The organism is Paraburkholderia sp. BR10937, assembly GCF_040965695.1.
Classification (GTDB): Bacteria; Pseudomonadota; Gammaproteobacteria; order Burkholderiales; family Burkholderiaceae; genus Paraburkholderia.
Genome location: NZ_JBFRCL010000091.1, coordinates 1 through 25,363, shown reverse-complemented (window position 1 = coordinate 25,363; position 25,363 = coordinate 1). Strand labels below are relative to the sequence as shown.

24 protein-coding genes and 3 pseudogenes are annotated in these 25,363 nt (G+C 58.8%); 9 read left to right on the top strand and 18 right to left on the bottom strand.

Annotated features, from left to right (window positions below; translation table 11 throughout):
- The 3 genes from AB4Y44_RS40125 to AB4Y44_RS40115 form a co-directional block, all read left to right on the top strand.
- Positions 1 to 461: electron transfer flavoprotein subunit alpha/FixB family protein (locus AB4Y44_RS40125; RefSeq protein WP_368702618.1), on the top strand; the 461-nt coding region annotated here is incomplete at its 5' end.
- A gap of 51 nt (positions 462 to 512) precedes the next feature.
- A complete protein-coding gene (locus tag AB4Y44_RS40120) occupies positions 513 to 1,889 on the top strand; it encodes an NAD-dependent succinate-semialdehyde dehydrogenase (protein WP_368702617.1) in 1,377 nt (458 codons plus the stop codon).
- Between the two features lie 41 nt (positions 1,890 to 1,930).
- Positions 1,931 to 2,338, top strand: coding sequence for a GFA family protein (locus AB4Y44_RS40115; protein WP_342922316.1), 408 nt, complete (start codon positions 1,931 to 1,933; stop codon positions 2,336 to 2,338).
- 20 nt (positions 2,339 to 2,358) lie between these two features.
- Here the strand turns inward: AB4Y44_RS40115 and AB4Y44_RS40110 are convergent, their stop codons facing one another.
- The gene (locus tag AB4Y44_RS40110; RefSeq protein WP_368702616.1) at positions 2,359 to 3,144 is read right to left on the bottom strand and encodes an enoyl-CoA hydratase/isomerase family protein; all 786 of its coding nucleotides are present in this window, start codon (positions 3,142 to 3,144) and stop codon (positions 2,359 to 2,361) included.
- Between the two features lie 1,046 nt (positions 3,145 to 4,190).
- On the opposite strand from AB4Y44_RS40110, the gene AB4Y44_RS40105 reads away from it, so the two are divergent.
- Positions 4,191 to 4,373, top strand: a complete 183-nt coding sequence (locus AB4Y44_RS40105; RefSeq protein WP_368702615.1) for a hypothetical protein — start codon at positions 4,191 to 4,193, stop codon at positions 4,371 to 4,373.
- A 363-nt stretch (positions 4,374 to 4,736) separates the two neighbouring features.
- Here the strand turns inward: AB4Y44_RS40105 and AB4Y44_RS40100 are convergent, their stop codons facing one another.
- The 3 genes from AB4Y44_RS40100 to AB4Y44_RS40090 all read right to left on the bottom strand — a co-directional run bounded on the left by AB4Y44_RS40100 (position 4,737) and on the right by AB4Y44_RS40090 (position 7,582).
- A complete protein-coding gene (locus AB4Y44_RS40100) occupies positions 4,737 to 5,252 on the bottom strand; it encodes a YMGG-like glycine zipper-containing protein (RefSeq protein ID WP_368702619.1) in 516 nt (171 codons plus the stop codon).
- Positions 5,253 to 5,861: 609 nt separating this feature from the next.
- Positions 5,862 to 6,176, bottom strand: a complete 315-nt coding sequence (locus AB4Y44_RS40095) for a hypothetical protein (RefSeq protein WP_368702614.1) — start codon at positions 6,174 to 6,176, stop codon at positions 5,862 to 5,864.
- 1,202 nt (positions 6,177 to 7,378) lie between these two features.
- Positions 7,379 to 7,582, bottom strand: a complete 204-nt coding sequence (locus AB4Y44_RS40090; RefSeq protein ID WP_342922314.1) for a hypothetical protein — start codon at positions 7,580 to 7,582, stop codon at positions 7,379 to 7,381.
- A 415-nt stretch (positions 7,583 to 7,997) separates the two neighbouring features.
- Here AB4Y44_RS40090 and AB4Y44_RS40085 point away from each other — a divergent pair, with 415 nt between their 5' ends.
- From AB4Y44_RS40085 to AB4Y44_RS40075, 3 genes and pseudogenes are all read left to right on the top strand, one after another.
- Positions 7,998 to 8,180 carry a hypothetical protein gene (locus tag AB4Y44_RS40085; protein WP_342922313.1) on the top strand — a complete coding sequence of 61 codons (183 nt, stop codon included), beginning with the start codon at positions 7,998 to 8,000 and terminating at the stop codon, positions 8,178 to 8,180.
- Between the two features lie 57 nt (positions 8,181 to 8,237).
- Positions 8,238 to 8,648 carry a hypothetical protein gene (locus tag AB4Y44_RS40080; RefSeq protein ID WP_176369013.1) on the top strand — a complete coding sequence of 137 codons (411 nt, stop codon included), beginning with the start codon at positions 8,238 to 8,240 and terminating at the stop codon, positions 8,646 to 8,648.
- A 187-nt stretch (positions 8,649 to 8,835) separates the two neighbouring features.
- Positions 8,836 to 8,955: pseudogene (locus tag AB4Y44_RS40075) on the top strand (AI-2E family transporter); the annotation flags it as partial.
- Between the two features lie 353 nt (positions 8,956 to 9,308).
- Here AB4Y44_RS40075 and AB4Y44_RS40070 read toward each other — a convergent pair.
- Together AB4Y44_RS40070 and AB4Y44_RS40065 are read right to left on the bottom strand one after the other, a co-directional pair.
- The gene (locus AB4Y44_RS40070) at positions 9,309 to 9,659 is read right to left on the bottom strand and encodes a hypothetical protein (RefSeq protein ID WP_368702613.1); all 351 of its coding nucleotides are present in this window, start codon (positions 9,657 to 9,659) and stop codon (positions 9,309 to 9,311) included.
- A 91-nt stretch (positions 9,660 to 9,750) separates the two neighbouring features.
- Positions 9,751 to 10,629, bottom strand: coding sequence for a hypothetical protein (locus tag AB4Y44_RS40065; RefSeq protein ID WP_368702612.1), 879 nt, complete (start codon positions 10,627 to 10,629; stop codon positions 9,751 to 9,753).
- A 518-nt stretch (positions 10,630 to 11,147) separates the two neighbouring features.
- Here AB4Y44_RS40065 and AB4Y44_RS40060 point away from each other — a divergent pair.
- On the top strand, positions 11,148 to 12,197 hold the full coding sequence (locus tag AB4Y44_RS40060; RefSeq protein WP_368702611.1) for a YhcG family protein: 1,050 nt from the start codon (positions 11,148 to 11,150) through the stop codon (positions 12,195 to 12,197).
- Positions 12,198 to 12,676: 479 nt separating this feature from the next.
- On the opposite strand, the gene AB4Y44_RS40055 is transcribed toward AB4Y44_RS40060, so the two are convergent.
- From AB4Y44_RS40055 to AB4Y44_RS40010, 10 genes and pseudogenes are all read right to left on the bottom strand, one after another.
- The gene (locus AB4Y44_RS40055) at positions 12,677 to 14,143 is read right to left on the bottom strand and encodes a UvrD-helicase domain-containing protein (protein ID WP_368702610.1); all 1,467 of its coding nucleotides are present in this window, start codon (positions 14,141 to 14,143) and stop codon (positions 12,677 to 12,679) included.
- 164 nt (positions 14,144 to 14,307) lie between these two features.
- On the bottom strand, positions 14,308 to 14,736 hold the full coding sequence (locus tag AB4Y44_RS40050) for a hypothetical protein (RefSeq protein ID WP_368702609.1): 429 nt from the start codon (positions 14,734 to 14,736) through the stop codon (positions 14,308 to 14,310).
- A gap of 96 nt (positions 14,737 to 14,832) precedes the next feature.
- Entirely contained in the window at positions 14,833 to 15,408 is a 576-nt protein-coding gene (locus AB4Y44_RS40045; protein ID WP_368702608.1) for a hypothetical protein, read from the bottom strand.
- Between the two features lie 1,643 nt (positions 15,409 to 17,051).
- Positions 17,052 to 17,302 (bottom strand): annotated as a pseudogene (locus tag AB4Y44_RS40040) (SDR family NAD(P)-dependent oxidoreductase); the annotation flags it as partial.
- A 377-nt stretch (positions 17,303 to 17,679) separates the two neighbouring features.
- Complete coding sequence (locus tag AB4Y44_RS40035; RefSeq protein WP_368702607.1) at positions 17,680 to 18,096, bottom strand: hypothetical protein; 417 nt, start codon at positions 18,094 to 18,096, stop codon at positions 17,680 to 17,682.
- Positions 18,097 to 18,321: 225 nt separating this feature from the next.
- The gene (locus tag AB4Y44_RS40030) at positions 18,322 to 19,107 is read right to left on the bottom strand and encodes a helix-turn-helix transcriptional regulator (protein ID WP_368702606.1); all 786 of its coding nucleotides are present in this window, start codon (positions 19,105 to 19,107) and stop codon (positions 18,322 to 18,324) included.
- Positions 19,108 to 19,537: 430 nt separating this feature from the next.
- Positions 19,538 to 20,773 carry a diguanylate cyclase gene (locus AB4Y44_RS40025; protein ID WP_368702605.1) on the bottom strand — a complete coding sequence of 412 codons (1,236 nt, stop codon included), beginning with the start codon at positions 20,771 to 20,773 and terminating at the stop codon, positions 19,538 to 19,540.
- Between the two features lie 307 nt (positions 20,774 to 21,080).
- Positions 21,081 to 21,428: a hypothetical protein gene (locus tag AB4Y44_RS40020; RefSeq protein ID WP_368702604.1), complete on the bottom strand. Its 348-nt coding sequence runs from the start codon at positions 21,426 to 21,428 to the stop codon at positions 21,081 to 21,083.
- 136 nt (positions 21,429 to 21,564) lie between these two features.
- A complete protein-coding gene (locus tag AB4Y44_RS40015; RefSeq protein WP_368702603.1) occupies positions 21,565 to 21,720 on the bottom strand; it encodes a hypothetical protein in 156 nt (51 codons plus the stop codon).
- A 192-nt stretch (positions 21,721 to 21,912) separates the two neighbouring features.
- Positions 21,913 to 22,572 (bottom strand): sensor histidine kinase, encoded by a 660-nt coding sequence (locus AB4Y44_RS40010; RefSeq protein ID WP_368702602.1) that lies wholly within the window; start codon positions 22,570 to 22,572, stop codon positions 21,913 to 21,915.
- 108 nt (positions 22,573 to 22,680) lie between these two features.
- On the opposite strand from AB4Y44_RS40010, the pseudogene AB4Y44_RS40005 reads away from it, so the two are divergent.
- Positions 22,681 to 22,830: pseudogene (locus tag AB4Y44_RS40005) on the top strand (DUF6429 family protein); the annotation flags it as partial.
- A gap of 69 nt (positions 22,831 to 22,899) precedes the next feature.
- Here the strand turns inward: AB4Y44_RS40005 and AB4Y44_RS40000 are convergent.
- Both AB4Y44_RS40000 and AB4Y44_RS39995 read right to left on the bottom strand, forming a co-directional pair.
- Positions 22,900 to 23,355 carry a phosphate-starvation-inducible protein PsiE gene (locus AB4Y44_RS40000; RefSeq protein WP_368702601.1) on the bottom strand — a complete coding sequence of 152 codons (456 nt, stop codon included), beginning with the start codon at positions 23,353 to 23,355 and terminating at the stop codon, positions 22,900 to 22,902.
- A gap of 461 nt (positions 23,356 to 23,816) precedes the next feature.
- On the bottom strand, positions 23,817 to 25,007 hold the full coding sequence (locus tag AB4Y44_RS39995) for a D-alanyl-D-alanine carboxypeptidase family protein (RefSeq protein WP_368702600.1): 1,191 nt from the start codon (positions 25,005 to 25,007) through the stop codon (positions 23,817 to 23,819).
- Positions 25,008 to 25,363 lie beyond the last annotated feature (356 nt).

Genomic DNA, 25,363 nt, shown 5'->3' with positions numbered 1-25,363 from the left:
CAGCGGTCGAGAAGCTCGACGCGGCAGCGGACAGCGGTCTCACGCAGTTCGTCGGCCGTGAAGTGACGAAGCTCGACCGTCCGGAACTCACGAGCGCGAAGATCATCGTCTCGGGTGGCCGGGGTCTCGGCAGCGGCGAGAACTACACGAAGGTGCTGGAGCCGCTCGCGGACAATCTCAACGCAGCGCTCGGCGCCTCGCGCGCGGCAGTCGACGCGGGCTATGTGCCGAACGACTTTCAGGTCGGTCAAACCGGCAAGATCGTCGCGCCGCAACTGTACGTGGCGGTCGGCATCTCGGGCGCGATCCAGCATCTGGCCGGCATGAAGGACTCGAAGGTTATCGTCGCGATCAACAAGGACGAAGAAGCACCGATCTTCAACGTGGCCGATTACGGCCTGGTCGGCGATCTGTTTGAGCTCGTTCCTTCGCTTGTCCACGAGATGAATGCGCATCAATGAACACATGACGCTGATCTTTTGAAAAACACCCTCAATAAGGAGTCAATCAACATGAGCTTTGTTACTGTCAATCCGGCGAACGGAGAAGTCGTCAAGGAATATCCGCTGCAATCGGACGAGCAGGTCTTTGCAGCGCTGGGGGCAGCGGACAAGCGGTATCGCGAAGACTGGAAGTTCAGACCGGTGGGCGAACGCGCAGGGATCGTCGCACGGGCCGCCAAGATCCTGCGCGAGAAGCGCGACGAATACGCGCGTTATCCGACACTGGAAATGGGCAAGGTCACGCGCTTCAGCTACATGGAAGTCGATCTGGTCGCGGATATCCTCGACTACTACGCGGCCAACGGCGAGAAGTTTCTCGTGCCGCAACCGGTGCCTGGCGAGCCTGGCGCCACGCTGCTCGCGGAGCCCATCGGCGTGCTTCTCGCGATCGAACCGTGGAATTTTCCGTACTACCAGTTGGCCCGGGTGGCCGCGCCGCAACTGATTGCCGGCAACGTCGTGCTGATGAAGCACGCTGAAAACGTACCGCTGTGCGCGCTTGCGTTCGCGCGGCTGTTCGAGGAGGCGGGTGCGCCGGAAGGCGTGTACACCAACCTCTTTTGCAGCGTCGATCAGATCGCGAGGCTGATCGAGGATTTCCGCGTGCGTGGCGTCGCGTTGACGGGCAGCGAACGCGCAGGCACCTCCGTCGGGGAGCGCGCGGGACGCAATCTCAAGAAGGCGATTCTCGAGCTGGGCGGCAGCGATCCCGCGCTGATTCTGGAAGGGGCGTCTCTTGACCTCGCGATCGAACAATGCGTGATGGGCCGCACGTTCAATTCGGGCCAGGGCTGCGTCAACATCAAGCGCGTCATCGTAGTGGGCGAGGAGCGCGGCGATCAAATGCTGGCAGCGTTGACGGCTCAGTTTGCCGCGATCAAGGTGGGCGACCCCACTGACGAGTCAACCGTGCTTGGCCCACTCGTCAGCGAACGCGCGCTGCAAGGTCTTCTCAAGCAGATCGAGGAGGCGCAAGCGGCCGGCGCACGAATCGTGCATGGCGGCAAGCGAGTTGCACGGCCTGGTTTCTATCTCGAGCCGACGATCATCACGGATATCGCGAAAGACAATCCGCTCTATCAGCAAGAGGCGTTCGGCCCGGTGCTTTCGTTCTATGTGGTCGACAGCGAAGAGGAGGCCATCGAACTGGCGAATGACAGCAAGTATGGACTGGGTGCTTTCGTCTTCGACACGGACGTCGAGCATGCGAAGCTAGTCGCGTCGCGCCTGGAGGCAGGGATGGTGTACATCAATTCCTGCTTCGCCGACTCGCCCGGATTGCCTTTCGGCGGTGTCAAGAATTCCGGCTTCGGGCGCGAGCTTTCAGAACTAGGCATCGGCGAATTCCTCAACCGCAAACTCGTACGCGTCGCCGGTGCCGCCTGAAAGCGGCATCGACAGTTGAATATGAGTCAGGAGAGCGAATCATGGAGTATCGAAAAGGGGGTTGCCTGTGCGGCGCCGTGCGTTATGTGTTGAGGGCCGAGCCCCATGCAGCCGCCGTATGCCATTGCACGCATTGCCAGAAGCAAAGTGGCAGTCTCTTCTCTTTCAATCTTTTTGTCAGTGAAGCCGACTATGAGCAACAAGGTGAGACCAGGGTCTTCGAGGATCGGGGCGATAGTGGACAGCCGTCATATCGCCACTTTTGCGGACAGTGCGGGGCGCCCGTCATCACGAAGGTGGCGATGATGCCGGGGCAGGTGATCGTGAAGGCCGGTACGCTCGACAGCCTGGACGGGCTGCCGCGTCCTCAAACGGAGATCTATACCAACTGTGCGGTGAAATGGCTCGAGCCGTTCGCAGGCGCCAGGCGCTTTCCTCAAAGCCCCTGATCGACGCCCGCTTGCTGATATCAACTTCCCGTATAGACGGGCGGTCGCCGCTCTGAAAAAGCGGCGACGCCTTCATACGAATCGTGGGTCAACAGTAGTTCCCTTTGCAATTTTGCTTCCAGGAGCAGACCGTCTTCGAGGGCGAGTTCACAGCTTGCGATGACGGCGCGGCGCGCGGCAAGAATGGCGAGTGGGCCATTGGCGACGATCCGGCGGGCGATCGTGAGCGCGCTTTGCTCCAGTTCTTCTTTCGATACCAGGTCGGTGACGAGGCCGTGGTTGAGCGCAAAGTTCGCGTCGAACGTATCGCCTGTGAGGATCATCCTCATGGCGACGCCGAGGCCCGTGACTTTCGCGAGCCGCTGCGTGCCGCCGCCTCCGGGAAGGATCGCCAGCCTGGTTTCGGGCAAGGCGAATTTCGATTCGGGTGTCGCAATGCGAATATCGCAGGCGAGGGCCAGTTCCAGTCCACCCGCGATGCAGAAGCCATCGATGGCGGCAATCGTCGATTTGGTCACGTCCTGGGCGCCCGTGAGTCCACCAAAGCTGATCGTCGCTGTCGGCGCGTCGCTTGCCGCGATCTCACGCCGGTACGGCAAATAGTCGCCGATGTCGGCGCCCGTGCAAAAGGCACGTTCACCGTCCCCGGACAGGATTGCGACCTTTAGCTGCGGATCTTCATTGAAGCGTTGCAAGGCGCTCGCGAGAGCGTGGTCGTGTTCGACATCGAGGGCATTGTGCCGTTCGGGTCGATTTATGACGATATAGGCAATGGCGTGGTCGATGATCTGAAAATCGATAGACATGAATTCTCCGTTCAAGTCAGCATCGCCGTCATCGCATGCGGGCTCGTGAGTCGGCGCGGATTTGCGAGTGGGCGGGCATACGGTGAAGCTTTCGGCGGCTTCTCTACCGAAAACGATTTCGTTATATAAAGATATCGAACTAGAGCGGTTCAGTCAATCGACCCGATGTTGCGTCGTGTAAAACGATTTCGAGAGGTCAAGATCGATCGCCTTCACAGCGGGTACTGTTGCACGCGGGTGAAGTTGTTCCAGAACATGCTTGCGGGCGGCTTCAACCGTTTGGTAGTACTGGGTGAATTTTCGGGAGAGCGCTGCCACCTTTTGCGGCCGCTCTGGGAGCAGTCTGGGAGCGTGATAAAAAAATACTTTATCTTCACAATTGCATTGGCGTTACGCTTTTGAGAACAGGTTGGGGCATTGGGCATCCTTCTGCGGCACCTTTGCTGTGTCTCGGCCGACGCGCGCACGCGTTGTGCCCCGCCTAAGGGGCTGTGAACCGAACACGATGAGCAAATCCACGCGCTGCAAATGCTACGAAATCGGACTGGCCGGGGCGATGGGTGGCCGTGGCCGCGTCACGCCTGCGGGCACGGATGCGCTGAGGGCCCGTGCGCTCCCGTTTGGGTCCTGCAGGAGGCACCCGCGATAGGAGGATTATCGCGAACGCCGCATTCGCTCATCGGGCGCGAGCATGGGGTCCCAACGCTATGCCGGCGTGCAGACGTTTTGCGCTGAGATGATCTTGGGCAAGTGCGCGTCTGGCGCCGACACCAGCCTGCACGCGACGGTGAACAGGGCGTGGACCGCGGCGCGGATCGTCTCGGAGGTGGCGAGCCGGTGAGGGGCGGGTGGCCCGGACATCAGGCACCAAAATGATTCGGGCGGTGGCTTGGGATGGAGTGCGAGCGCTGGTCCTTGCCTGGATTACGCACGCGGCTAACGCAAGGAAACCGGATTGCGCGCGATGAAAACGGGCGATGCCGCGATAAGCCGGATTACGGAAAAGCAGTTTCACGTGCTGGGCGGGGAATCGACCAGGAAACCCAATGAGCTACGTCGTACACATCAGCCGCGAGGCTCGCGGCCTCCTCGCCCCTGAACGTGAAACGAGCGCGGACAGCGATTTCATTGGTTCGGCGCTCGCGCATTTAGTGTGTTTCGTGGGGCTGGTGGTTAAGCAGATAGGGGGAAATATCCCTGCGCGAGAAAGTAGTGAATCTGAAATGTGACACTGTGTGCCCGTACACGTCGTCGGCAACTGGCGGCGAAGGCCGACCTGAAGCGTCGGGGCGTGACGCCGCGCGTAGCGATATCAAGCGCGTGGATTCCGGACGGTGTGGTGCGGCAGTTCCATATGCAGTCGGTCAGATGTGAAGCATAAGCAACAACCGGCTTTCACACTTCGCAATCAGGGTATTCGTACCTTTCGTGCAATTTCTGGCGTTTGCGACCTCTGACGCCCCGCACGACGGGGCTTTACTGGTAAGTCAGCAAGGCACGAAAAGAAGGAACTCAAGGCGCGGATTTATAAGGACTTTTTCGACAGGACCGCCAGAAATTGCACGAAAGGTACGAATACCCCAACAGGACACTCACAAGTAACCCGGTGGCGGGGGCATGTCGTAGGCCGGCGGAGGTGGCGCATTGTAGGCCGGCCGAGGTGGCGGTGCTTCGTCGCGAGTCTGAGATACAGCGGCGACGCCCGGGACTGGCACACGCTCGCCATTTGCGTACATGCATTGAATGTACGCCTGGTCATAGCGAGTTTGAAGGCTGGTGGCGGCGCGCTGTGCTATGCCGGCGCCGATCATGCTGCCACCGAGCAAACCCATACCTGCACCGACTGCCGCGCCACGGCGGCCGTTGAACGCGGCACCGGCGGCCGCACCAAGCGCGGTGCCGACGGCCGTACCGCCGAGCGCGCTGCTTCCTGAGGCCGATTGATTGTTGGCGCCGCCTGTCTGCCCGGAAGCGAATTGCTGGCACATCGCGTCGTCGCTGCGGAATTGTTCGAACGATTTGCCGGTGCCGGGCAGCGCCATCACTGTGGGGGCCATCGGCGTGGCAGCGCAACCGGCGAGCGCGACGATACCGGTTGCGATAGTCATGGCAACTACGACGAATAAGCCCCGTTTCGCGCTCGGAATCAGGGAAATCAAATTGTTCCTAGTCATGTCATTTCGTCCCGGCCGGTTTAGCAGGCACCTCTACCCAACCGCTCGAACATTCCTTGACGTATGGGTAATATTTCTTCGTCGCTGGGCAATACCACCACGAACCCACCGCCGGACTTTCCTGGGCCTTTTCAACATACGCGGTCGTCGGCGATGGCTGGATCGATTGGACGACGACGGGGGATGACGCTGCGTAGAACATCGGCGCGGGCGCGATCATGACCGGAGGCGGCACCCCTACCACTACCCCGATGCGCGTATGCGCTTGCGCACTGCCACACAAGCATGCGGCTATAGTTGCCAAAAAATGTATAACTGTCCTCAATCGCACAGCAGTGTCCCTATTCAATGAAGCGGGTATAGTCGCGATCCGTCGCACAACGGCTGGTGATTCCAGACAGGAACGCAAAGGACCACTAACTTCCAGACGTGCCGATGCAGCTGACGGAAGCACAGTTTTGTTCGACGTCCTACACCGGCGTCGCGTTACGCAAGACGTGACAAGACTGGAAAGGTTTGCCTATAGCGCGCTTCGACGTCCAATCAACTTTCCTGATAAATCGAACGATAGGAGGCCAGGCGAGACGCAGTCGTTGCGCCGGAAACCGATGAATCGTATTTCACTGCGCTGGCTCTGCTGAACGCCTGCTGTCGAGCCGCCAGGCTCGCCAAAGTCACGTGCATGTCCGCAGGACTGGGCGAATAGCCATCGATGCGTTCGCAGTCCGCCTGCTGCAGTTGAACGCTGGCTTTGCGCGCCAGTTCACGCGCCAAAGGATCGTTGTTCTCTGCGGATCTGACAGTGGAAAGAGGGAGGACTGACACGACCGTGAAAACGGCCATGGATGCGTTCGCCATGATGAACTTCCTATCTTGGGCGTCGGAGACAATGACGCGGATTATCTGGAAACGACCTCGGGAGAATCTGGGGATCTTTCTTCCTATGGTCTTGAGGAGCGTAATCTTCTTATCCGCGTATCTCAAACGGCTTACATAAATTCATTGTTTCCGGGTATGCAACGTTCGTCGCCAGATAGTGCGGGAGCCGTCGTCGCTGCGCCTTAGCCGGAAAGATCGGCGCTACGCCTCGACGCCGCTCCGCAGTATTCCGGGCGGCCGATACGCTCGTTGCGCCTGAAGAGCTGCCACGGGACGGCCCGCCCGCAGCCCCGCCACGCCCATTGGGGAGGCACCCCGGTGCGGTGCACGGAGCAAAACCGTTCGCAGGTTCGACAAAGGGATATCCGCGGCACGGGGCCGCTTCAGGATGGCGAACATGAGTTCACTTTTGATGTCGGGAGCGATCCTGGGACTCCTTAGATGCCCCGTTGACCGTGAGCGTGATGCCTTCGGGCATCAACTGACTGAACATGACGGATGGCGCCGGATGCGCCAGAACCGAAGGGTGATCCCTGCAAGCATCGAGAAGAATGTCGCAGGACCTGCTTCGGCTCGACGCCGAGGGCGAATATGAGCACCAGGGAGGCGATATCAGTCAACGCCAGGCGCGGCCACAGGTCGTCGCCGTGTTGCCACGTCTCGTTTGCCCCGCCGGTGTTCGTCGGGTGGTCGATGAAAGAGGCAACTGCAAGACAAACATCCATAGCGGCCGCGAGTGTCGTGTGCATTTGCGCAGGACTTCGCGGCCGCGAACAGCTTCTATCAGTTCTATTGGGGGAATTGCGGAAGCGGTGACGAGGGGGGCGTCGGCAGTTTAGGGAGCTGTGTCGGCAACTGTGATGGAAGCTGGCTCTGGGCTTGAGACGTTCCCTGCGCCAGTTGCTGCGACGAAGGCTGCTGTGACGAAAGCTGGCTCCGGGCTTGAGACGTTGCCTGTGCCAGCTGCTGCGACGAGAGCTGCTGTGACGAGGGCTGCTGCGAAGCGAGCTGCTGACACGTTACGCTTTGGGCGAATACTGACGAGCTGCTAAGGATAACGAACGCTACAAAATAAAGTTGTTTCATGGTTATCTTCTGGTTTTTGAGGAATCACGTTAACTTCGCCCGCCTGCGAAACCGGCCACCTGAACTGTCGCGCCGCTAACTTCAAATATCCGATATCACGCTGCTGCCGGAAACGGGTTGCACTGACGAATGCTTTGCGGACGAACCTCTCGCGCCCCAAATTGTTCAAACGCCTGTTGTTGGGCCTGCATCCGCGCCTTGGCGCACGCAAAGTCCATCGGATAGCCTGCGGCGGCGGTTGTTCTGTCCAGGTAGCTTGCACCCTGCTGCCGAACCGGAACACGCACTTGTTCGATCATTGGCGAGCCAGTGCTGTGTGCGAATGAGACAGCCGGTACGGATAGCACAGACGCGAGAACGGTACCTGGAATGAACTTTCTCGCCTTTTGCCATGATGGTCTCTCCACTAGCGCGTCCGATACAAAAGGACGCGGATTTCTGAAATAACGTGCTGGCGCAGCACAGTGTCCTGCCGCCAGTTCGTTGAGCGAGAGTCTATCGAATGACTAACCACTGACAAGCAACTGCGCGGCAACGAACAGTTCCTCCGGGCGCAACGTCAGAAGCTCGCACGGACCAGCCCATCGCCGCGTTCGTTGGCAAGATGGAAACAGACAATTTCGAGCGGCGATTCAAGGTCTGCGGCGCATATACTTCCCGCCGTCACCTCATCCATCAGGTGCCGGATTCTTATTGTCCAGAGAAGGAGTACTTATGGAAAAGCAATTCATCGCGAAGATCGGTAAAGCAAGACCAGAAAGCGCTCACCAGATCGTACGGGCCGCGCTTCGCAGTGCTGCTACGGCGTCCACGCCCAACGGCGCCATCGACCTGCTTGGCGAGGCCCTGCTGGAACTTGAGCGCCTGCTCGCACTGAATAGCGAGCAGATGCACTGAACTTCATCGGTTCACGTGGCCGCCCCAGAACAGATGCAACCCTCCAGTGAGGCATCAATGAAGAAGTCACTTGCCGCGCTGCTCCTGCCGATAATGGTCCATGCCAATGCGGCTACCGATGCGTCAATCGAGACCACAGTCGTGGGCGCTCCGGCCACTGACTCGAACGGTGGTTTCATGGTGCTGGCGTCGGTGGATCAGAAATGTCGCTACTACGGCGACCTTTGGGAAAGGCCGCGGGAACCCCGCGGCCTGGTTGAACAGATCAAGGCGATGCCGCGTGGCGGGAAAATATACGAATGGGTAGCTGTCGTCAGGTATTCGGCATGCGTGCAGCCGGACGGGAGGGAGTTCAGTAAACCGGTTTCACTGGTTTCACCGGCTGGCAAGCGGTTCCATATCGGAGATAGTGCGGTCCTGCGAGCGGCAACGCATGCCGCGGAAGAGGGCAGATCAGACCATAGTTGACCACCTAACCAAGAGTGATGATAATATCACATATGTGGACTGCGGGTGTGTTGCCGCTGTCGCCATGCGGTGCCCGCAAATGCGTGGCGATCAGGGCAGGGTAAAGGCAGCGCATGCGGTCAACCCAGTTTGCGGCGCCGCTCGCGTGCCGAACAGATGCTTTAACGCCGAAAGGTCGTACCTATGATTGCCTCATCGCCAATCATTGTTCTGGGGGGCCGTTGCCTTGTCGGCTGGCGTCCTGCTGTGGATCCTGCGTCCCGTCCTGACGCCGTTTCTGCTCGGTGCCATGATCGCGTACGTTTTGCTTAGGCGGCTCTAGAAATTCTCCAGAGTCTCGCGATCTATGCCTGCCGATCCTCCGTTTGCTTTAACACTTTGATACGCTTCCCAGACAAGCGCCTTAGGAATGTCATACGACTTGGTCATTGTGCTGTCCTCCTCCCGCCTACGCGGTTGACACAACCCAATGCCTGGATAATTCAGCCCCTTCGCTCCGCCGCCATTACAGCGGCTTCGACACTACTACGAGCTGCTCCGCCCCTTGGTGGCGCATCGCTACTGCCGGCCTCGCCTTTCGAGCTTGTGCCTTTCGCTTTACATCGCCACCGAAGGTTCCCGCAGTTCAACGTAAGAGCCTGGATCAGACTCACGCTGCCTCTATGTCGGACACCGCCTGGCCCGCAAGCCCAACATCGCCAACACCCGTTCGCGCTCAGGTGAGGGCTTGGTGCCTAGCTGCGACGCGAAGTCCAGACGCTTCATGGCCAACTCCACGGCGTGCACATGGCCGTGTGCGAGGGAGCCGGTGACTTCGAACGTCTCGCCCTGCAGCAAGCGCCGAATGATCTCGACCAGCGACTCGGGCAGATGCGAGAGGTTGCACAGCGTCTCGTTCTTGACCTTGCCGTCCTCGCGGTAGCTACGTCGCAGCAGGTGTGTGCGGTACACCTCGCCCTTGTAGGTGCGCGACGTAGTGACGACATGAGCGGTGCCGGTTCTGGATGCCATGCACGAAGATATAGTCGAAAAATCGCATTCTTCAATATATTTTAGCGACTACATTATGAAGCCAATAAAAGCGCCCAAAGGGCGCCAATATTCAGCCATCGCGCGGACTTGCGGCCGCGTGATGAGTGCGGGGAAGTGGGGAACTTAGGGTTGCCCTAAAAGCCAGGCGGGGGCGGCAAGGGTAGGCCGGGTGGGGGGGCAGCGATGGCAGGGACGGAGGCGACGGAGGCGATGGCAGGGACGGAGGGGAAGGCAGCTTTGGCAACGCACCAACGGGCGGCTTGAGCATACTGATAACGGATTTGAGCTTCTGGGCGATGGCCTCGGTGACCGCCTTTTTCGCCTCGTCCGCGAGCGCCTCGCACACGGCACCGATGATCTCCGGCGGAGTGGCGCCGTTCGTGGTCACGCCGATATTGGCGAGATGCAGCGTAGGCAGGGGTACCGTAAGCGCGCCTCCGGGCAGGTGAATGTCAAGTGATAGCGTGCCGCCCATGACGGTAAGGTTGCGGATGATGACCTTGCGCGCGTTGCTGCCGTCCTGGTTGGCGGCCGGGGTGACGGAATAGGCTTGGGCTTTGTTCTTGATGGTCTCCAGGTTGCTGGTGTCGGTGGGACTTTGTGCCTCGTAAGTAATCTGCGGTGCGATCACTGTGGCGGAATCAACAATGACAGGGCCGCCGCAGAGAAGTGAGCCGCTCTCCACATGCAAGGCGATACGGTCCACCACGACGGCGTAGGGCGAAGAGAAACCAGTGGGGTTGCCCACGGTAAATCCATCAAGCGCGCCCACGCCGGTTAAGGGCGAGAATTCGACGCTACCCACGAGCACCTGCGTCTGGGTCGCAAGCGCGCCGTCCGTCTCGATGGTGGACTTGATGGATGGTTCAAACCGGGCGAGCAGGGTCCACAGCGCAATGGCGGCGACGGCGAGCAGGGTGGCAACGGCAAGTCCGAGGGTTTTTTGCATGGTGTTGGGTAACCCGTGAAAGGCGGTGGGCCGTCCAGACGCGCGGCATGTTCGGATGGGGCTACCCCGCGAAACCTCCATCCGAACAGTGCGGGGGGCTGAGTGTTGAATGCGCAGCGTAAGAGGGACTGAAGGGGCAAGCGGTTGAGCGCGACGCACGAGTCCGGCGATGGGTCGTTGCGACCGACGTTGCCAGCCGCAACGACCTCAGCTTAGGACTGCTGGAAACAGGTCACTAAAACCCTCGATCAGGCGAACGGTCGCACCGTCGCCCGCATGGAAGATTCACCGGGAATAGCGGCGACGGCCTGACGGGGGTCGGTGCGGAATACGCTTCAATGCTATCTATTTACGATGGCTATTGGATTTAACATAATAAAGATTATCGAAGTTTTTGATGGGGTGCGATGCTATAATCCGGCTTCGACTAGTTGGCCAACGGCCTTGCCGGCTACGTGCCGCCAACAGGATAATTGACCTTCGATGGTCCGACGACCGGTGCATAGCGCCCGCAATGCATGACAAATGACCTCACCAACCTCGCCGGGAGCGACGACTATCGTCGCTGGCTTTCCGAACTGAAACAACGCGTCGAGCGCGCGCGCCAGCGCGCAGCCGCCAGTGCGAACCGGGAGCTGATCCAGCTGTACTGGCAGATCGGGAGCGATATTCTCCAGCGGCAGCAGCAACAAGGATGGGGCGCCGCCGTCGTGGATCAGCTGGCGCGCGACCTCAAGTCCGCGTTCCCGGACATGCGCGGTTTCTCGCCACGCAACCTGAAATACATGCGCGCGCTTGCGCAAGCATGGCCGGATCCGGAATTTGTGCAGCAGCCTGCTGCACAAATTCCGTGGTTCCATCTTTGCACCTTGCTCGACAAGGTCAAAGGTACCGCGCATCGCGACTGGTATGCTGCCAAGGTGCTCGAACACGGCTGGTCGCGCAGCGTGCTGGTCATGCAGATCGAGACGGCCGCGCACGCACGCGCTGGCAATGCGGTCACCAATTTTGCGGAGCGGTTGCCGCCACCGCAATCCGATCTCGCGCGCGACGTGCTCAAGGATCCGTATATCTTCGACTTCCTCGGCTTGACCGAGAACGCCCAGGAGCGCGACATCGAGCGTGCGCTCACCCAGCACATCACGCGCTTCCTCCTCGAACTGGGCGCCGGCTTCGCGTTCGTGGGGCGCCAGTACCGGCTGGAGGTGGGCGGCGACGAGTTTTTTGTTGATCTGCTTTTCTACCATCTCAAGCTGCGTTGCTATATCGTCGTCGAACTGAAAACGACGCCGTTCAAGCCCGAATATGCGGGCCAGCTGAACTTCTACCTGTCCGCAATCGATGCGCAGGTCAAGGCGCCTGAGGACGAGCCGACTATCGGCCTGCTGCTGTGCAAGGAAAAGAACCGGCTCGTGGCGGAATATGCGCTGCGCGGCGTGGCCAAGCCAATGGGCGTCGCTGAGTATCAACTGATGCGCGAGGTGCCGCCCTCGCTGGAGACTGGGCTGCCGACCATCGATCAGATCGAGGCCGAACTGCGTCCTGACCTGCCGGACGGCACCGTGTAAACATCGCCGGGCGACGCGCGCGTCGCTTTCACCGGCAGGTACTAGCGTCGGTGACCGCCACATAGACCTGGCGACGCTCATCCTCGTCCGGTATCCGGCTGCCGTCGGCACCGCGCAGGCGGAAATCATTGCCCACCTTGACCCGCTTCCATCCTGGACACGAGAGATAAAGCTTTTGTGTGCGAGTCCGACTCTATATTTTCAGCCAGCTTGGATCTTCCGCCGCGCGTCCTATACTAGACATGAGCCGCGCGGAAGCCGGCCCTGAAGCAGTAACGGACGGGAAACCCCGTTCAGTGGGGCGCGGTAGCGGGGCCACGGAAACGCCTGCGTGAACAACGTGGGCGTTTTCTTTGGCGGTTCCCGGCCGCGTGGCGCAGCGGGCGAGCGACAAACGCGGCGTCCGTTCGACCGTGCCAACCCGCTCAGCCCGATGCAGGGCCCCCGCAACAATTTTCACCGTGACGGGCCGCCGCGTTCTAGCGCCGAAGATTGAAAAGCCGCAGCAGCTCGTCGCGCAACGCCGAGATATCGAGGACATGCTGTGCCCGGGTCACGGCCACATAAAGGAGCCGGAGTTCATCGTCGTCCGGCATCGGGCTGCCATCGGCACCGCGCAGGCGGAAATCGCTGGCCACCCTGACCCGCTTCCATTCGAGTCCCTTGGCACGGTGGACGGTTGAGATCACATAGTCAGCCGCGTCTTCCGTCGCCGAGCGCTGCGCCAGCGCCCGCAGATAGCCGGTACCCAGCTCGTCGACGATCCGCACGACCGGCAGCAGGTCCTGACCAAATGCGCTGCGCGCGAACGCCTGTGCGTCGCTCCAGGTCTCGAACAGCGAAAACGCCGCCGGGCGGAACGCACGCTGGCCGGCCAGCAGCCGGTCTGCGCCGTCAACGTAGGCGAGGATCTCGGCCGGACTCATCCGGATCGCCGGACGATGTCCCGCCTCGAGTCCTGCAGCGAACTGCCAGATCGCCGTGACGTTCTTCCGGCACAGGATCGCGTCGACCGGCGGTGCCAGCGCGGAATCTTCCACCATGATCGAGCCGATGGCTTCCTGTCCCCGGATGGACGTGCGCTCACCGAGCAGTGCAAGCAGGCGGCTGGCGAGCGCCGCGAACGTGGCGCCAAAACGGAACGATTCCGTAAGCGCGCACTCGGGCGCGTCGATCTGCGCCATCGCATTGACCGCGCCCCGCCATTCGTAGATCTGCTGGTAAGGGTCGCCCACGTAGATGATCTGCGCGTGGTGCTGCTGGCCAAGGACCGAAAGCATCACCCCGTCACTGTCCTGCGCCTCGTCGAAAAGTAGGTAGTCGGCTTCGATGCGTGGCTCCGAGAGCGCCCAGAGTTTCAGGAGCACATCCGGCGAAATGGCGCCCACGGCGCGCGCTGCCGCGCCCTCTTCCCACAGGTGTCCGATGTAAGGCAGCAGATACGTGCGCAGTTGCGCGGCCACCGCTTCGTCGATCTTTTCATCGACAACAATATGCCGGGTTGCCGGCTGGATATCCGCGGACCGGCAGAACCTTTCCCGCCCGTCGGCAATCATCCGCCCGATCTCGAAAGGCGCAAGCTCGACGGCCTTGCCCGTCACCGTGCGCACTTCCAGCGGGCCAAGCCCGTAACGCGCCGCCAGTTCATGCGGCGGCTCGCCCTGAAGGCTCACCCGGCTTCTCAGCGAAGGACTCACGCTGGCCCACGCCAGCGAATGCATCGTCCGCGAGTCGACGTGAGGCGAGAAACGCCGGGCTGCATTTGCCGCGATTTCCCGGTTGAACGCGAGGTACATGCCGCGCCGCTGGCCGAAGTGTTCGGCCACGAGCTGGAGCGTGGAAGTCTTGCCCGCGCCTGCGAAGGCCTTGACCTTCAGGTTCCCGAGGCGCAGCGCCGCGTCGATCACGGCCTGCTGCTCTGCCGTCGGAACAAATGCCCTCTTCACGCGATACCAGACGTCATGTGCGCCCGCTCCTGGCGATGTGGAGTCACGGATTTTCGCATGGCCAGTAGCCGGTCGAGCAACCCGGCGTGCGTCGCCTCACCGGAACGTCCACTTTTGACCAAAGGGGGTGGCGCGCCTGGCACCGCGAAAGCTGACAGCATTCTTCACGTCTGCACAAGCTCAAGACCGTTTTCGGCACACCACTGCCTCAGCGCGCTTTCGACAGCATCGGCTTCGAAGGAATACCAGCGTTCGAGAACGCCTTCACGCTCCAGCAAATCCTTGAAGCGCGCATACGCCCCTTGCCGCCGGAAAAATCCTTCGGCCTGGTCGTAACATGCCGGTAACTCCTGTGCGACAAAGCGCAGGGCGAGACGCCTTCCCAGATCAAGGTCGTTCTTGTGCGGGATCGCAAGGTAGCGATCGGAAGTTTCAAGGTCGTCCGGAATCTCTTCGTCAAACGCATCACTGGAATCAGAAGTCCACCAGACCTTGCCCGTATCGAGCGAGACATACGCGTTATGCTCCATTGGCGCCGCGTAGCTGACAAAGTCAAAGGCCATGGAAAGATCGTCGTGCCTGACTGCGACCATGATTCTCCTCCGATAGCGGTGTAACGTTCGAGCGACCCGGCTTTCAAACCGCGCACAACGGCAACGGATAGCCGCTCACCACGCCGGCGCCGCGACTCAAAGTTCCTCGCTGGGGTCAGCGATATCTAGCCGGAATTGCCATCCTTCCATGCTCATGAGCATTCTGCCAAGTTCGGCCCATGGGACCTCCTTGCCGTCGACCACCACGAGTGGCAAGTGTCCCGACTGCGATTCGTCCCATTCGATACGCCCGCGCACCGTGCTGTCAACGATCTGGCGCTCATGAAAATCGATGTGCCTGACCGACAGCGCGCGGCGAATCTTTTCGACGAGGCGCCCGAGCAGCACGAACACATCGTCGTCGGCTTCGCCGATCAGCTGGAACCGGTAACCGGCGGGAAGCTCCCCTCGAAGCTCGAAGCCATCCAGCGCAATCCGGGCGCCCAGGAGCCGGAGCTGGAAATGGAACTGGTGAGCGTCCCCCTCACAGTCAATCAGCTCGATGGGATCAAGCCGAACGTTCTCGAAATCGGTGAATCCGGCGGACTCGGCAATCCTGGCATTGAAGCACGAAGTGCAGAGTAACTCATAGTGGCCATCGCCAGAACCGCAGTGGATGGTGTCCCAGGGCGGCGTCTGGTTGCCGCATTGTTCGCATCGCTTGTGTGCCATGTCGTGCCCGCTGTAACGTTTTCCCTGCGATCGCCAGGATGTTGATTTCCGTTTGCCGTTTTCGACACTATTGATCGGACGCTGGCGGCAACATGCGGCCCGCGAAGGCGTATGGGGTGCGCAGTAGCTGGCGAACGGAAACCGCTATTTTGACAGACACGGCGAGTTGCGCCTAACTGGTGCCAGGATCTGGCGCTATGTGACCAGCAAGGTGAAACGCCATTCATGACCGGCGCGTTTGATGAGGTCGTGCCGCACGGTGGCTTCCATGCGGTGGCGCTACAGGACTGAAATGCCCGAAGCTATAGAACTGGTAGCGCGCCGATACGTAATATATAGGAATACAAACGAAAACTAACTAAACTTCGATCATTATATTTATGTAAAATTTATGGGAATATGAACAAACATCTCGTTGACCGCCGTTGGTTTGCATAGAACTGTTCCCGAATTTTGCATAAATTTGTTCCCAATCCTTGTCCGAGTACAAACGGCTGCCCAGCCTGTACCGATCTTAACCGGCATCTGCTGTTACGGCGTCCGACAGTGCGGAAAGGACTGAATGCGCGCCAGCCGGCTCTTGCAGAGCGGGAGAACAGCCTGACTGACGGCTGCAAAGCGACGGAAGCGCCCGAGGGTTAAGCGACGTGACGACATTTTAGACAGCGCTGGATTTCATCCAAAGTCTGGCCGAGGCGTCGGGAAAAATACAAAATTGCTTCAAACGTCCGTCAAAGGAACAATTTCATGCAAAATTTCTTGACGTAAATTTGTTCTCGTAGACGGCTAGCACCCTCAGCTGTCGGCGCCGCGGCGGGAACAAAATTATGCAAACCGACGACCGCTGCGGCCGCCAGGATCGCAGCGCTGAATCCTGCGCCGCGCTCGCGTCCGTACGGCTCTTGAGTGCCGCGCGCCGCCGGGAGGCCCGCGTGTAAATGGTCCATCCCTCCCATAAGGCTGCCTCGCTTAGGTCGAAGGTCCGTGCCGGACATGCGCTAGGCGCAGTCTCGCCAGACGGCGCAGCAGAAAGCGTGCCGCACCACCGGACCGCGGAGTGCGCGCAGGCCGTCAGGACAGAAGAAACAGGCATTGACCGATAACGGCCGACGCCAAACTCCCTTCTATGTGCCGGGGCGCGCCGGAACCGAACCGAGGACGGCCTATCGGCCTCAAAATAGCAGGCTGAAGCGCATGTGAAACCATGTTTCCTGAAATGCCTAACGTCGCGTCTGGCGCCGTTGCCACCAGTCGTCGTGATCAAGGTTGCGCAGGAGATCGGCTCGGCGCCGTTCACGACGGTAGTGCGCCATGACCGCAAACGCTGCGACAACAAGTACGCTCGTGCCAACAGCCATTCCCAGCCAAGATTGATCCACGTCAGCCTCCGCAGGTATGTCCGACTGCCTCCTGCTACGGGTGTTACGCACCACGCAAAGCCTTGCCATAGGCGGGTGGAAGCTCAACCACCAACTTCCGCGCCAGGAGGACGAAGTTCGCACGATGGCCCTGACGCCATTTGCGAGTGCAAGGACCAATTGCTCATCGGACATTGATATAGATGTGAAGGCCGCCGTTCAGCGAGACGTCTGCTCCAGTTGCAAACGCCTATTCGTCACTCGCTAGCCACGAGACAATCGTCGAACCAGCACATCGATTTCACCAAGCTCCCTCTTTACCTTTGCGAAGGCGACCTCCGCCCAGTCCGCGACGTTCCCCTCCGACGCAGTGAAGTTAAAACCGAGCGGGGCCTGCTCCCCAGCCACCGCTCGCGCCGCGGCGAGTTTGGCCCACAGCCGGCAACAACGGTAAGCCCGTCGCTATGGAGCCGCTAGCATATTGCGGTTCCAAAACCACCCATTCCCCCGGTTACATACGTAATTCGTTTTGCCATATTGACGCACCCACAGTGCGCAACGTTGATTAACTGAAAATGCGTTCGCGAGTGGTGACGACGAGTAGTATGTTGCTCGTCGTCGTGAATCTCAGTTAGAGCTGTCCAACAATTCGCGAATTCCATTGCCTTCCATGCAGACGATGGCGCGGCGTACAAAATCGCATGCATGACACCATCGACCACGTTGGGTGAATGCGAATCCTAAACATATTACGCGGCATTAATCAGTACGTCTGAAGGAAGTTAGTGGGTATACCACCCCGATCGGACTCTTCGTGTAGCAATGGAATCACATTGTCCTCGTTATTCTGCCAGTTACCCTTCGGCAAGTGCACACCTATCCGATTTTTCCAGACTGGACAAGGAGCGATGGTTTACCGAGTTGTACCGGGCGATTGACCGCGCTTTACAAATGCCCTAAGCACTTCAACTGCTCTGAGATTTCCCCGTTCCTCCAGCTTCCTGACGAGTGCATGCATGAATATTTTAGATTCTGCGCTTCCGTACGCGGATTCAAACTGGAGAAGGGTTTCTTTCACGGCCGCTTGAATGCTTTCTTCATGTTGCATGCTCGCAATGTGAGAAGCGCTTCGCGCCAAGTCCATTTCATGATCGGCCAGCCACTGCGCATCACCTGCCATCCGGTTGCGGCGACCTGTTGTCATATCGATACCTCTTATATCATACGAATTGACCGGCGGTTCTTCCGCAACACCCGAAAAGGCGCGTCCGTGTACCCGTGCCAAGTAGTACAGAGCTAATTTGATACGTAAGCTAATCTCAAAGCTCATGCGTAGCCTTCGCCGTCATGGTGCGTAGGCAATCGCGTTTTCGGTTAATTTAGATTGTGCCGCAAGCCGCACGCAGCGCCTTGAATGAAACTGCTGTTTCCCATTTTGCCCCGTCCGGGAAATAGGAAGAGGGAGCCACCGAAGCCCTGAAATGTGCGATGCGCCGAGGGCCAAGTTACGCTGTCCTGTTCACACACGGGTCTCGCGCGCCATCTTCATGCCAGTTTAATCCCGGTTGTTGAAAGGTTCCTTGCTTATTTGCAGGCGTACGGATTCGGGATTTGAGAGAAACGAGGGACTGAGATCGAAGTACCGCCTGAAGGTCCTGCTCAAATGCGCCAGATCGGAGAATCCCGACGAATGTGCGATTTCGGTGAGCGTCACATTTGCGACAAACATTTCTGCGGCTTTGCACATCTTGAGCCAAAGCAGATATTCGCGAATCGCAACACCCGTCTCTTGTAAAAAAAGATGTGCGAGGCGGCTCTCCGAAAGGCCGCAGATACCGGCCAATCGACGCGGATCCGTGCGTACCGGCACGTGAGTGCGAAGCCAGGAGGCAACCGCGTCGACGCGGGCATCGGCCGATTGGGATCTTGCTGCCTCCGGAAACAGCGCCTTGAGCAGTCGCTGCGAGCCGATACGCACCACTTCGCAGTCTTGTCGTTCATTCAGAGCCGCTGCAGCGGTTCGCATCATAAAATCATCCATCCTGTTCGATAGATCGACAACCCGCTTGTCTTTTAGTACTTGTTTGAGCAGGCACTGGCAAAGCTCGCTCGCCGAGTCCAATTGGACGCTATATAGCCCGGAATCACGCGCCGCGATTGAGCGCCTGACATTGGGGGCAACCAGCAAGACGCGCCCAGTGTGACTCTCATCCATCGTATCGAGCCGCAGCGTGTTCCAGGTACCAATGACCACCACCATCGCGGGGCGGGACGTCGCCTTCGCCGTGATACCTGGCGCCGTGTAAATGATCCGATCCGAGAAGATCGAAAGGGAAGCCATTGGATCAACCATAAACTGAATTACCTTTCGAAAGGATCAACGTCGTACCGGCACTGCGCGGCGAGCGACCGTGATGGCCGCCACCAAAAGACCTATGTCATTCTCCCGCGATGCGGTAGGTCGATTCGACCGCAGTACCGCAATCGTACCCTGAGTCAGTTATCGTCAAGCGAAAGCTTCAACTACATAACCAAGTGTGCAAATGTAATTTGCCCAAAGCGGCTTGCCAAAGCGTCGATTTGAATGATATGAACATTTCAAAAAAAACGCGGCCCGAAAGCCGCATAAAAATGGATGAAAAGAGACCGCTCACTTGGTCAAAGGGGCCGAGGCAAATTTTATCGCTGCGCCGAGCGGAATCTCAGATCACAATCTGGAAACCCATACCGCATTGTGTCCACTTGCATAAGCCGCCGCTCTTATCAACGTTTCATTCGTTCAGTTCGGCCCCATCGCTTGAGGGGCACAAAATTTCCGCACAACGCGGTTCCGGGGACGAACCGAAGAAATAGGTTGAGCGGCCAATACGCTTTGCTATATACATCGCCGCATCAGCGACATCGAGCAGTTCCTCGACACTCTGCACGCGATCGGGGAATGTCGCTATTCCAACACTCACGCCCACAGGAAAACGGCCGCTGTAGTCGCGCTCTCCTGCGGAACGTACGCAGCCGATCAGACGCCCCGCCAGATCGCGAAGCTGGCTGTCATCGCCGCAATCCTTAACAAGCAATACAAATTCGTCTCCGCCGACCCTTGCAAGTACATCGGCCTCTCGCGTCGCACCGCGGAGCGCCTCAGCGAGCCGGCACAGCAATGCGTCGCCAGAACTGTGCCCCAATGCATCATTGACGCGCTTGAATCCATCGATGTCCATGTACAGCAAGGCAACCCGCGCCGGACCTGCGTGCTCCGTCAAGGCCGCGATGGCCGCGAGCAGCCTGCGACGGTTGGGAAGGCCTGTCAGGGGATCCTGCGCCGCCTGTCTGTCAAGTACATCTGACCACGCGCGCATCCTGGCGAAGGCGCGACGTTGCACGAACAGCGCATACAGCATTAGTGCGCAGACGAGCACAGCCGTAACGGCTAGCGCAGCCGTTTCCAGCTGGATTCTCTCCTGTGCGTCGCGCGTGGCCGAACGCCGCCTCTGGCGCCACACGTCGAGTAGCTGACCGAGATCCAGACGAAGCGTGTCCATGTAACGCCGGCCTTCGTCTGTCTGCACGAGCGCAATGGCGGCACGGCATTGCCCCGCGCGCGCGAGTTCTACGGTTCGGGTGAGTTCCGCGACCTTTTCCGTCTTCACCTGCTCGATACGCCGAACGACCTCTAGCGAGTCCGGATCAACACCGACGATCTGCTTAAGCCGCAGCAGCGCGCCATCGAGGTCGTTCATGCCTTGACGGTACGGATTCAGATAGCTTTCATTTCCTGTAAGCAGAAAGCCGCGTTGTCCAGTTTCAGCGCTCTCCAGGTCGTGGAGAACCCAGGTCGCGGCTCCGAGAACCGCGAACGCTTCCTCGTCACGGAGATTGTCCTGAACAATGACGCGTGCTTCATACAAAAACATTGCGGCGGCCAGCAGGAGACTGAAGACGATCCCGTAATAAAGCGTCACGAAACGGTTGCGGTCGCCATTCGCCGAGCGGAACAGACGCGCAGGCACAGAGGAATCCCGGTACGCAGGAGTGAACAATTGCGGAATGTTACATCAAGTCATTGCTCGCTAAATTGTTCATATGCTGGACCGCGAACGTCGAATGTTCCCGTTACATTTGCGATCGATCGAGACGGTCATCGAAGGAGTGCCAAAGATCCTCAGTCCGGCATTCGACACCACGACTTCCTTTAAACCGCGGCACGGACACGTCGCCACGCCTCTGGAGATTGGCCGCTTTCAGGGCCGGGGCGAGCGAATTTCTGAGTCGTACGCCCTCGTCTATTCGCGGTGTTGCCCCGACTCGACAGGTATTTCAGGGCCGCTCCCGCAATATGCTGGGACGCCACCCCTGATCCGGACAATCTCCAAGTTTTTCCCTCGGAATTTGATAGAGCCTCAACGACAGCCAGATCCCTTGTAGATACGCCTCATAGAATTGTGTGTACTCGCCCTCATCGGAGATGCCAGCGGCGATCCGGAAGACACCGTTGTCCACCACTACGACATATGCCTGATCCGTAAGCGGCGCTCTGAAAGCGGAACATTGCGAAAAAAGCTTCCTTTCGGAACCCATTTTCTCAATGGCATAAACATCGTAGTAAGCACCCACAGCATCCCTCAACTCATCGAAACTAACTTCGGGATTCAACTGATCGAACAAAGTGACAAAGCATGATCAGCCGCCTCGCCTGATTCTGCATGGTTTGGCACGCACATCTGTGTGGGTATTATGTGCCTACGTGACGCTTGTTCAGAGTGCACAAAATCGAGGTGTGCGCGCCGCCGGATGAAAGGACTCAGGCGCTGTCAAGCAGACAGAGCGCCGCCGTGCCCGAGTCGGTCAGCGAAAAGCGCGCATTCACGACATCTACCAGCCCGGCACTCTGCAGCGCCAGGTAGTCTGGCGTGGCCGCCGTCGTTTCTACAGGCGCGGAGGCGAGCAGCAGCAGCACGGCGATTTCATGCAGACTTAATGCGCGCCACAAGCGCGAACGGGCTCAAGCGCGACGCGAGGAAAGGAGGCAAAAAAAGCCGTGCCATCGTTATCCGAAATCACCTGAAGTCTACGACGTGGGCCGTCGCAATCGGACTCGCAATGAACAGGCCCGAGCCCGAGTCCTGCCCCAGCCCGACGGGATGAATCGTCAGACGAAGTGCGCGTCAACGGATCGAAGATTGCCTGCAATGCAGAGGCCGGGATGGGCTCCCCCTTCATTGAACACCGATAAGTTGACCACGCCATTGGAACCGTGGATCGTGAGGATAACCGGAGTCTCGGGCCGGCCGTGATCAAGCGCGTTCTGCAGGAGGTTCGTGACCATCCGTGCGAGCCGCCCGCGGTCCCAACTACCTGACAGGTCACCGTCCACGAGCCACCACGCCGCGCTGTCCGGGTGCATCGTCTTGATGTCCGCGATCGCCTGCTGGCAGAAGTTGCCCACGTTACAGGACGCCAGGGTAACCGGACGCAGGTCACCCAGACGCGTGCGGGTAAAGTCCAGCACATCCGCGATCATGCGTTGCATTCGGGTGCCGCACGCGCCGACACGCAACACCTGTGCGGGAAGCTCGTCTGCCTGCAGCAGATATTGTACGGACATGGCAATGGCACCGAGCGGCGCGCGCAAGTCGTGCGCCAGAATCCCGACGAAGACGTCCCCGGCACGCGCCAGCAGGAACGCATAGCGCGACACCGATTCCGAGAGTGCCTGGTCCACGGCGATGCACACACCGAGACTGCTGCGGTCTTCCAGCGCGTAACTTTCGGGCCGTCTAGGATCCACGAGATGGACTTTAACTGGCATGACTAAGTGCAGCCCACAGACAGATCCCCGAACCGATATCGATCGCAGCCTGAACACTCGACTTGCCTTCGGCCGCATGTGCACAACCGCGCCTGACATGGCCTCTATTGGGGTTCCCTCAATCGTCTTTATGAGCGCGGCCTCATCGGCGATCCCGTCAACAAAGCAAAATCTGCGATACTTACTGACGACGGTTCGCGCGAATCCGAACGACTCTTCAAGCCGCTCATCGGCAACGCTGGCAGCAAAATCGACTAATGAAACGAATTTTTAACTGGCGACATTGATATGTACGGTACCAGGACGCCGTGTCGATCGGCTACAACGCTACTCCTGTTTTTCGCCTTCGAATTCGTCCCTCACGCCCACGCTCGTAACGCGCTTCTGCTCAATGTTGAGAATGAGTGTGCTCGCTGCGATGAGTGCTATCCCTATGGTTGTCGTTAGCAACTGTAGCCAGCCGTCAGCCATCCCGCGAAGTATCAGATCGCGCGCAAGCGATGCCATGGCGATGTAGAGTGGAAATCGAACCGGCAACTGCCCCAAGCGAAGATAACGCAGATCCATTGCCAGCACCTCTAGATAGAGGAACATCAACAAAAGATCGGTAAGCGAAACATCGCGAGCCTGAACGATCTTCCAGGCTTCTTTCCCAATTGCATACGCCGTCGCCAGACCAATAACGACTAGGCCGACAAGCTCAATTACGCCAAGGAACCGACCGAAGTGCTGGCGCACATATTCCGTCGCTGACTCGATTATATGATCGGGCTTCTTCGTCACAGGTCTGTACCACGCATCGTGAACGCAACAGTGAATACCGCTGCACAACTGAAAAATTCTTCGATAGCCTGAGCAGACTTCAGCCGATCGAGGCAAGCTATCGCGTGCCATGCACCCGAACGTACCTTGTGCGGGCTCACATGATTAAGACGAAGAACACTGGATCTACGAAAAAAATCCCCAGCCGACAACGACTGGGGAAAAATGCGCCAGTGTGTCACCGGCACTCGCTGATCGCGTCTGCGAGTATAGTCTTCGACTTACCGCGTGAAAGCCCCTCCCTGCAAAACACTTTTGATTGCACACCTTGTGCGAAATGGGCAACTTGCCGACGTGGACTAGATATGACGCAAAAGCATAGATGAACTGAAAGGGCCGGCAGACGGAGCTCGCGTCGCGCAAACCGGCCGAATACTGTCGCGATAGTTGAGTGGGTCATGACCGGAACAGCGTTCATCTCGTCAACCGATACTATCGAATTTTAGCAGCATGAAGTCCCACGCACGCGCCAGGACGCTTGCCTGTGGAATTGCCTCTAGCGCCACGAGTGGCGCACTCGCCAAGACCCGTCCATTACGCGAAATCAGTTCGACATTTCCTACTTTCTGCCCCGCCGCTAACGGTGCTATCAGCGGCGACATCATCGTTACTTTCGGCTCAACACCCCGTTCATCACCGGCAGGCACTGTCAACGTCAGTGCATCCCGAACGCCAACCCTGACGCTGAGTTCTCTCCCCTCGTAAAGTCGTGAACTCTCAACTACTTGACCTGCCTGATAGAACGGGACTTCCACGAATGCGTTGAAGGCGAAGTCGAGCAGTTTCAGGCTGTCCCGCACGCGATCCGTCCCACTAGGATCCCCCATCACAACGCTTATAACACGCCGAGTCAGCCCGTAGCTGCCGGGCACCGGTCGTAGGGCGCTCGCGATAAGGCAGTAGCCCGCAGCTGCGGTATGGCCGGTCTTCAGGCCGTCAACAGTCCGGTCGATCCAAAGCAGTCGATTTCGGTTTGGCTGGCGAATATTGTCGTATGAAAAGGTCTTTGTGGAGAAAATAGGGTAATACTGAGGAAAATCATGAACGACCCTGCTCGCCAGGATGGCAAGATCACCAGCCGACGAGTAGTGATTGGAGTCGGGCATACCGTTCACGTTCGCGAAATGCGTATGGCTCATCCCTATTGCCTGAGCTTGCGCGTTCATCATGGTGACGAACTGTGATTGCGTGCCACCCACGACTTCGGCTAAGGCAATGGCAGCATCGTTACCGGAATCTACAAGCAAGCCGTACAGCAGATCGTGTATAGACACGAGCTTGTTTGCCTCGAGGAACATTCTCGACTCGTCCTTCGCGACGGAATGGACAGCATCGTCAGGAAGCACCGTTTCGTCCATGCGAATTCTTTTATCCTGCAGTGCCTTAAAGACCAGATATGCGGTCATGAGTTTCGTCAGGGATGCCGGCGCCACTCGCGCGTCAGCATTCTCGGAAGCGAGCACCTGATTGCTGGTGGCATCCATCAGAACCCACGCACGCGCATTAACGGTGGGAGCCGCGGACTGTGCCTGCGCGCTATTCACGGCGAACAGCATCGTGCTGATTGAAACGAGGAGGACATACCCGCTCTTGACGGATTTCCACAGATTCATACGAGAATTTTGGCATTCAAGGTTAATAAGTCGCGCCTAGGTCGAATGAACCGTCTGCACGAAACCGCGCAACGTAAGGTCACCAACGCCCGGACGATTGCGATCCACTACAGTAAGGGGCAGCCATTGCTACGCGCAAGCGCCCATTCGTGAAGATTGATTTGCGATTTTTGGACCAGTGTGCATCACTTATGACATTCCACGCGCCATCACAGCTCACCTGGATCAGTTAGGGAAGGTCTGCAAAAGTCCTGGCGTTGAAGTCACGTTGTCCTATCCTGGAAGAACGCGAATTAAAGGAGTTCCTCGATGACACAGCTCGGTCTTGGCCTGGATCTTTCAACGAAACGCACGCG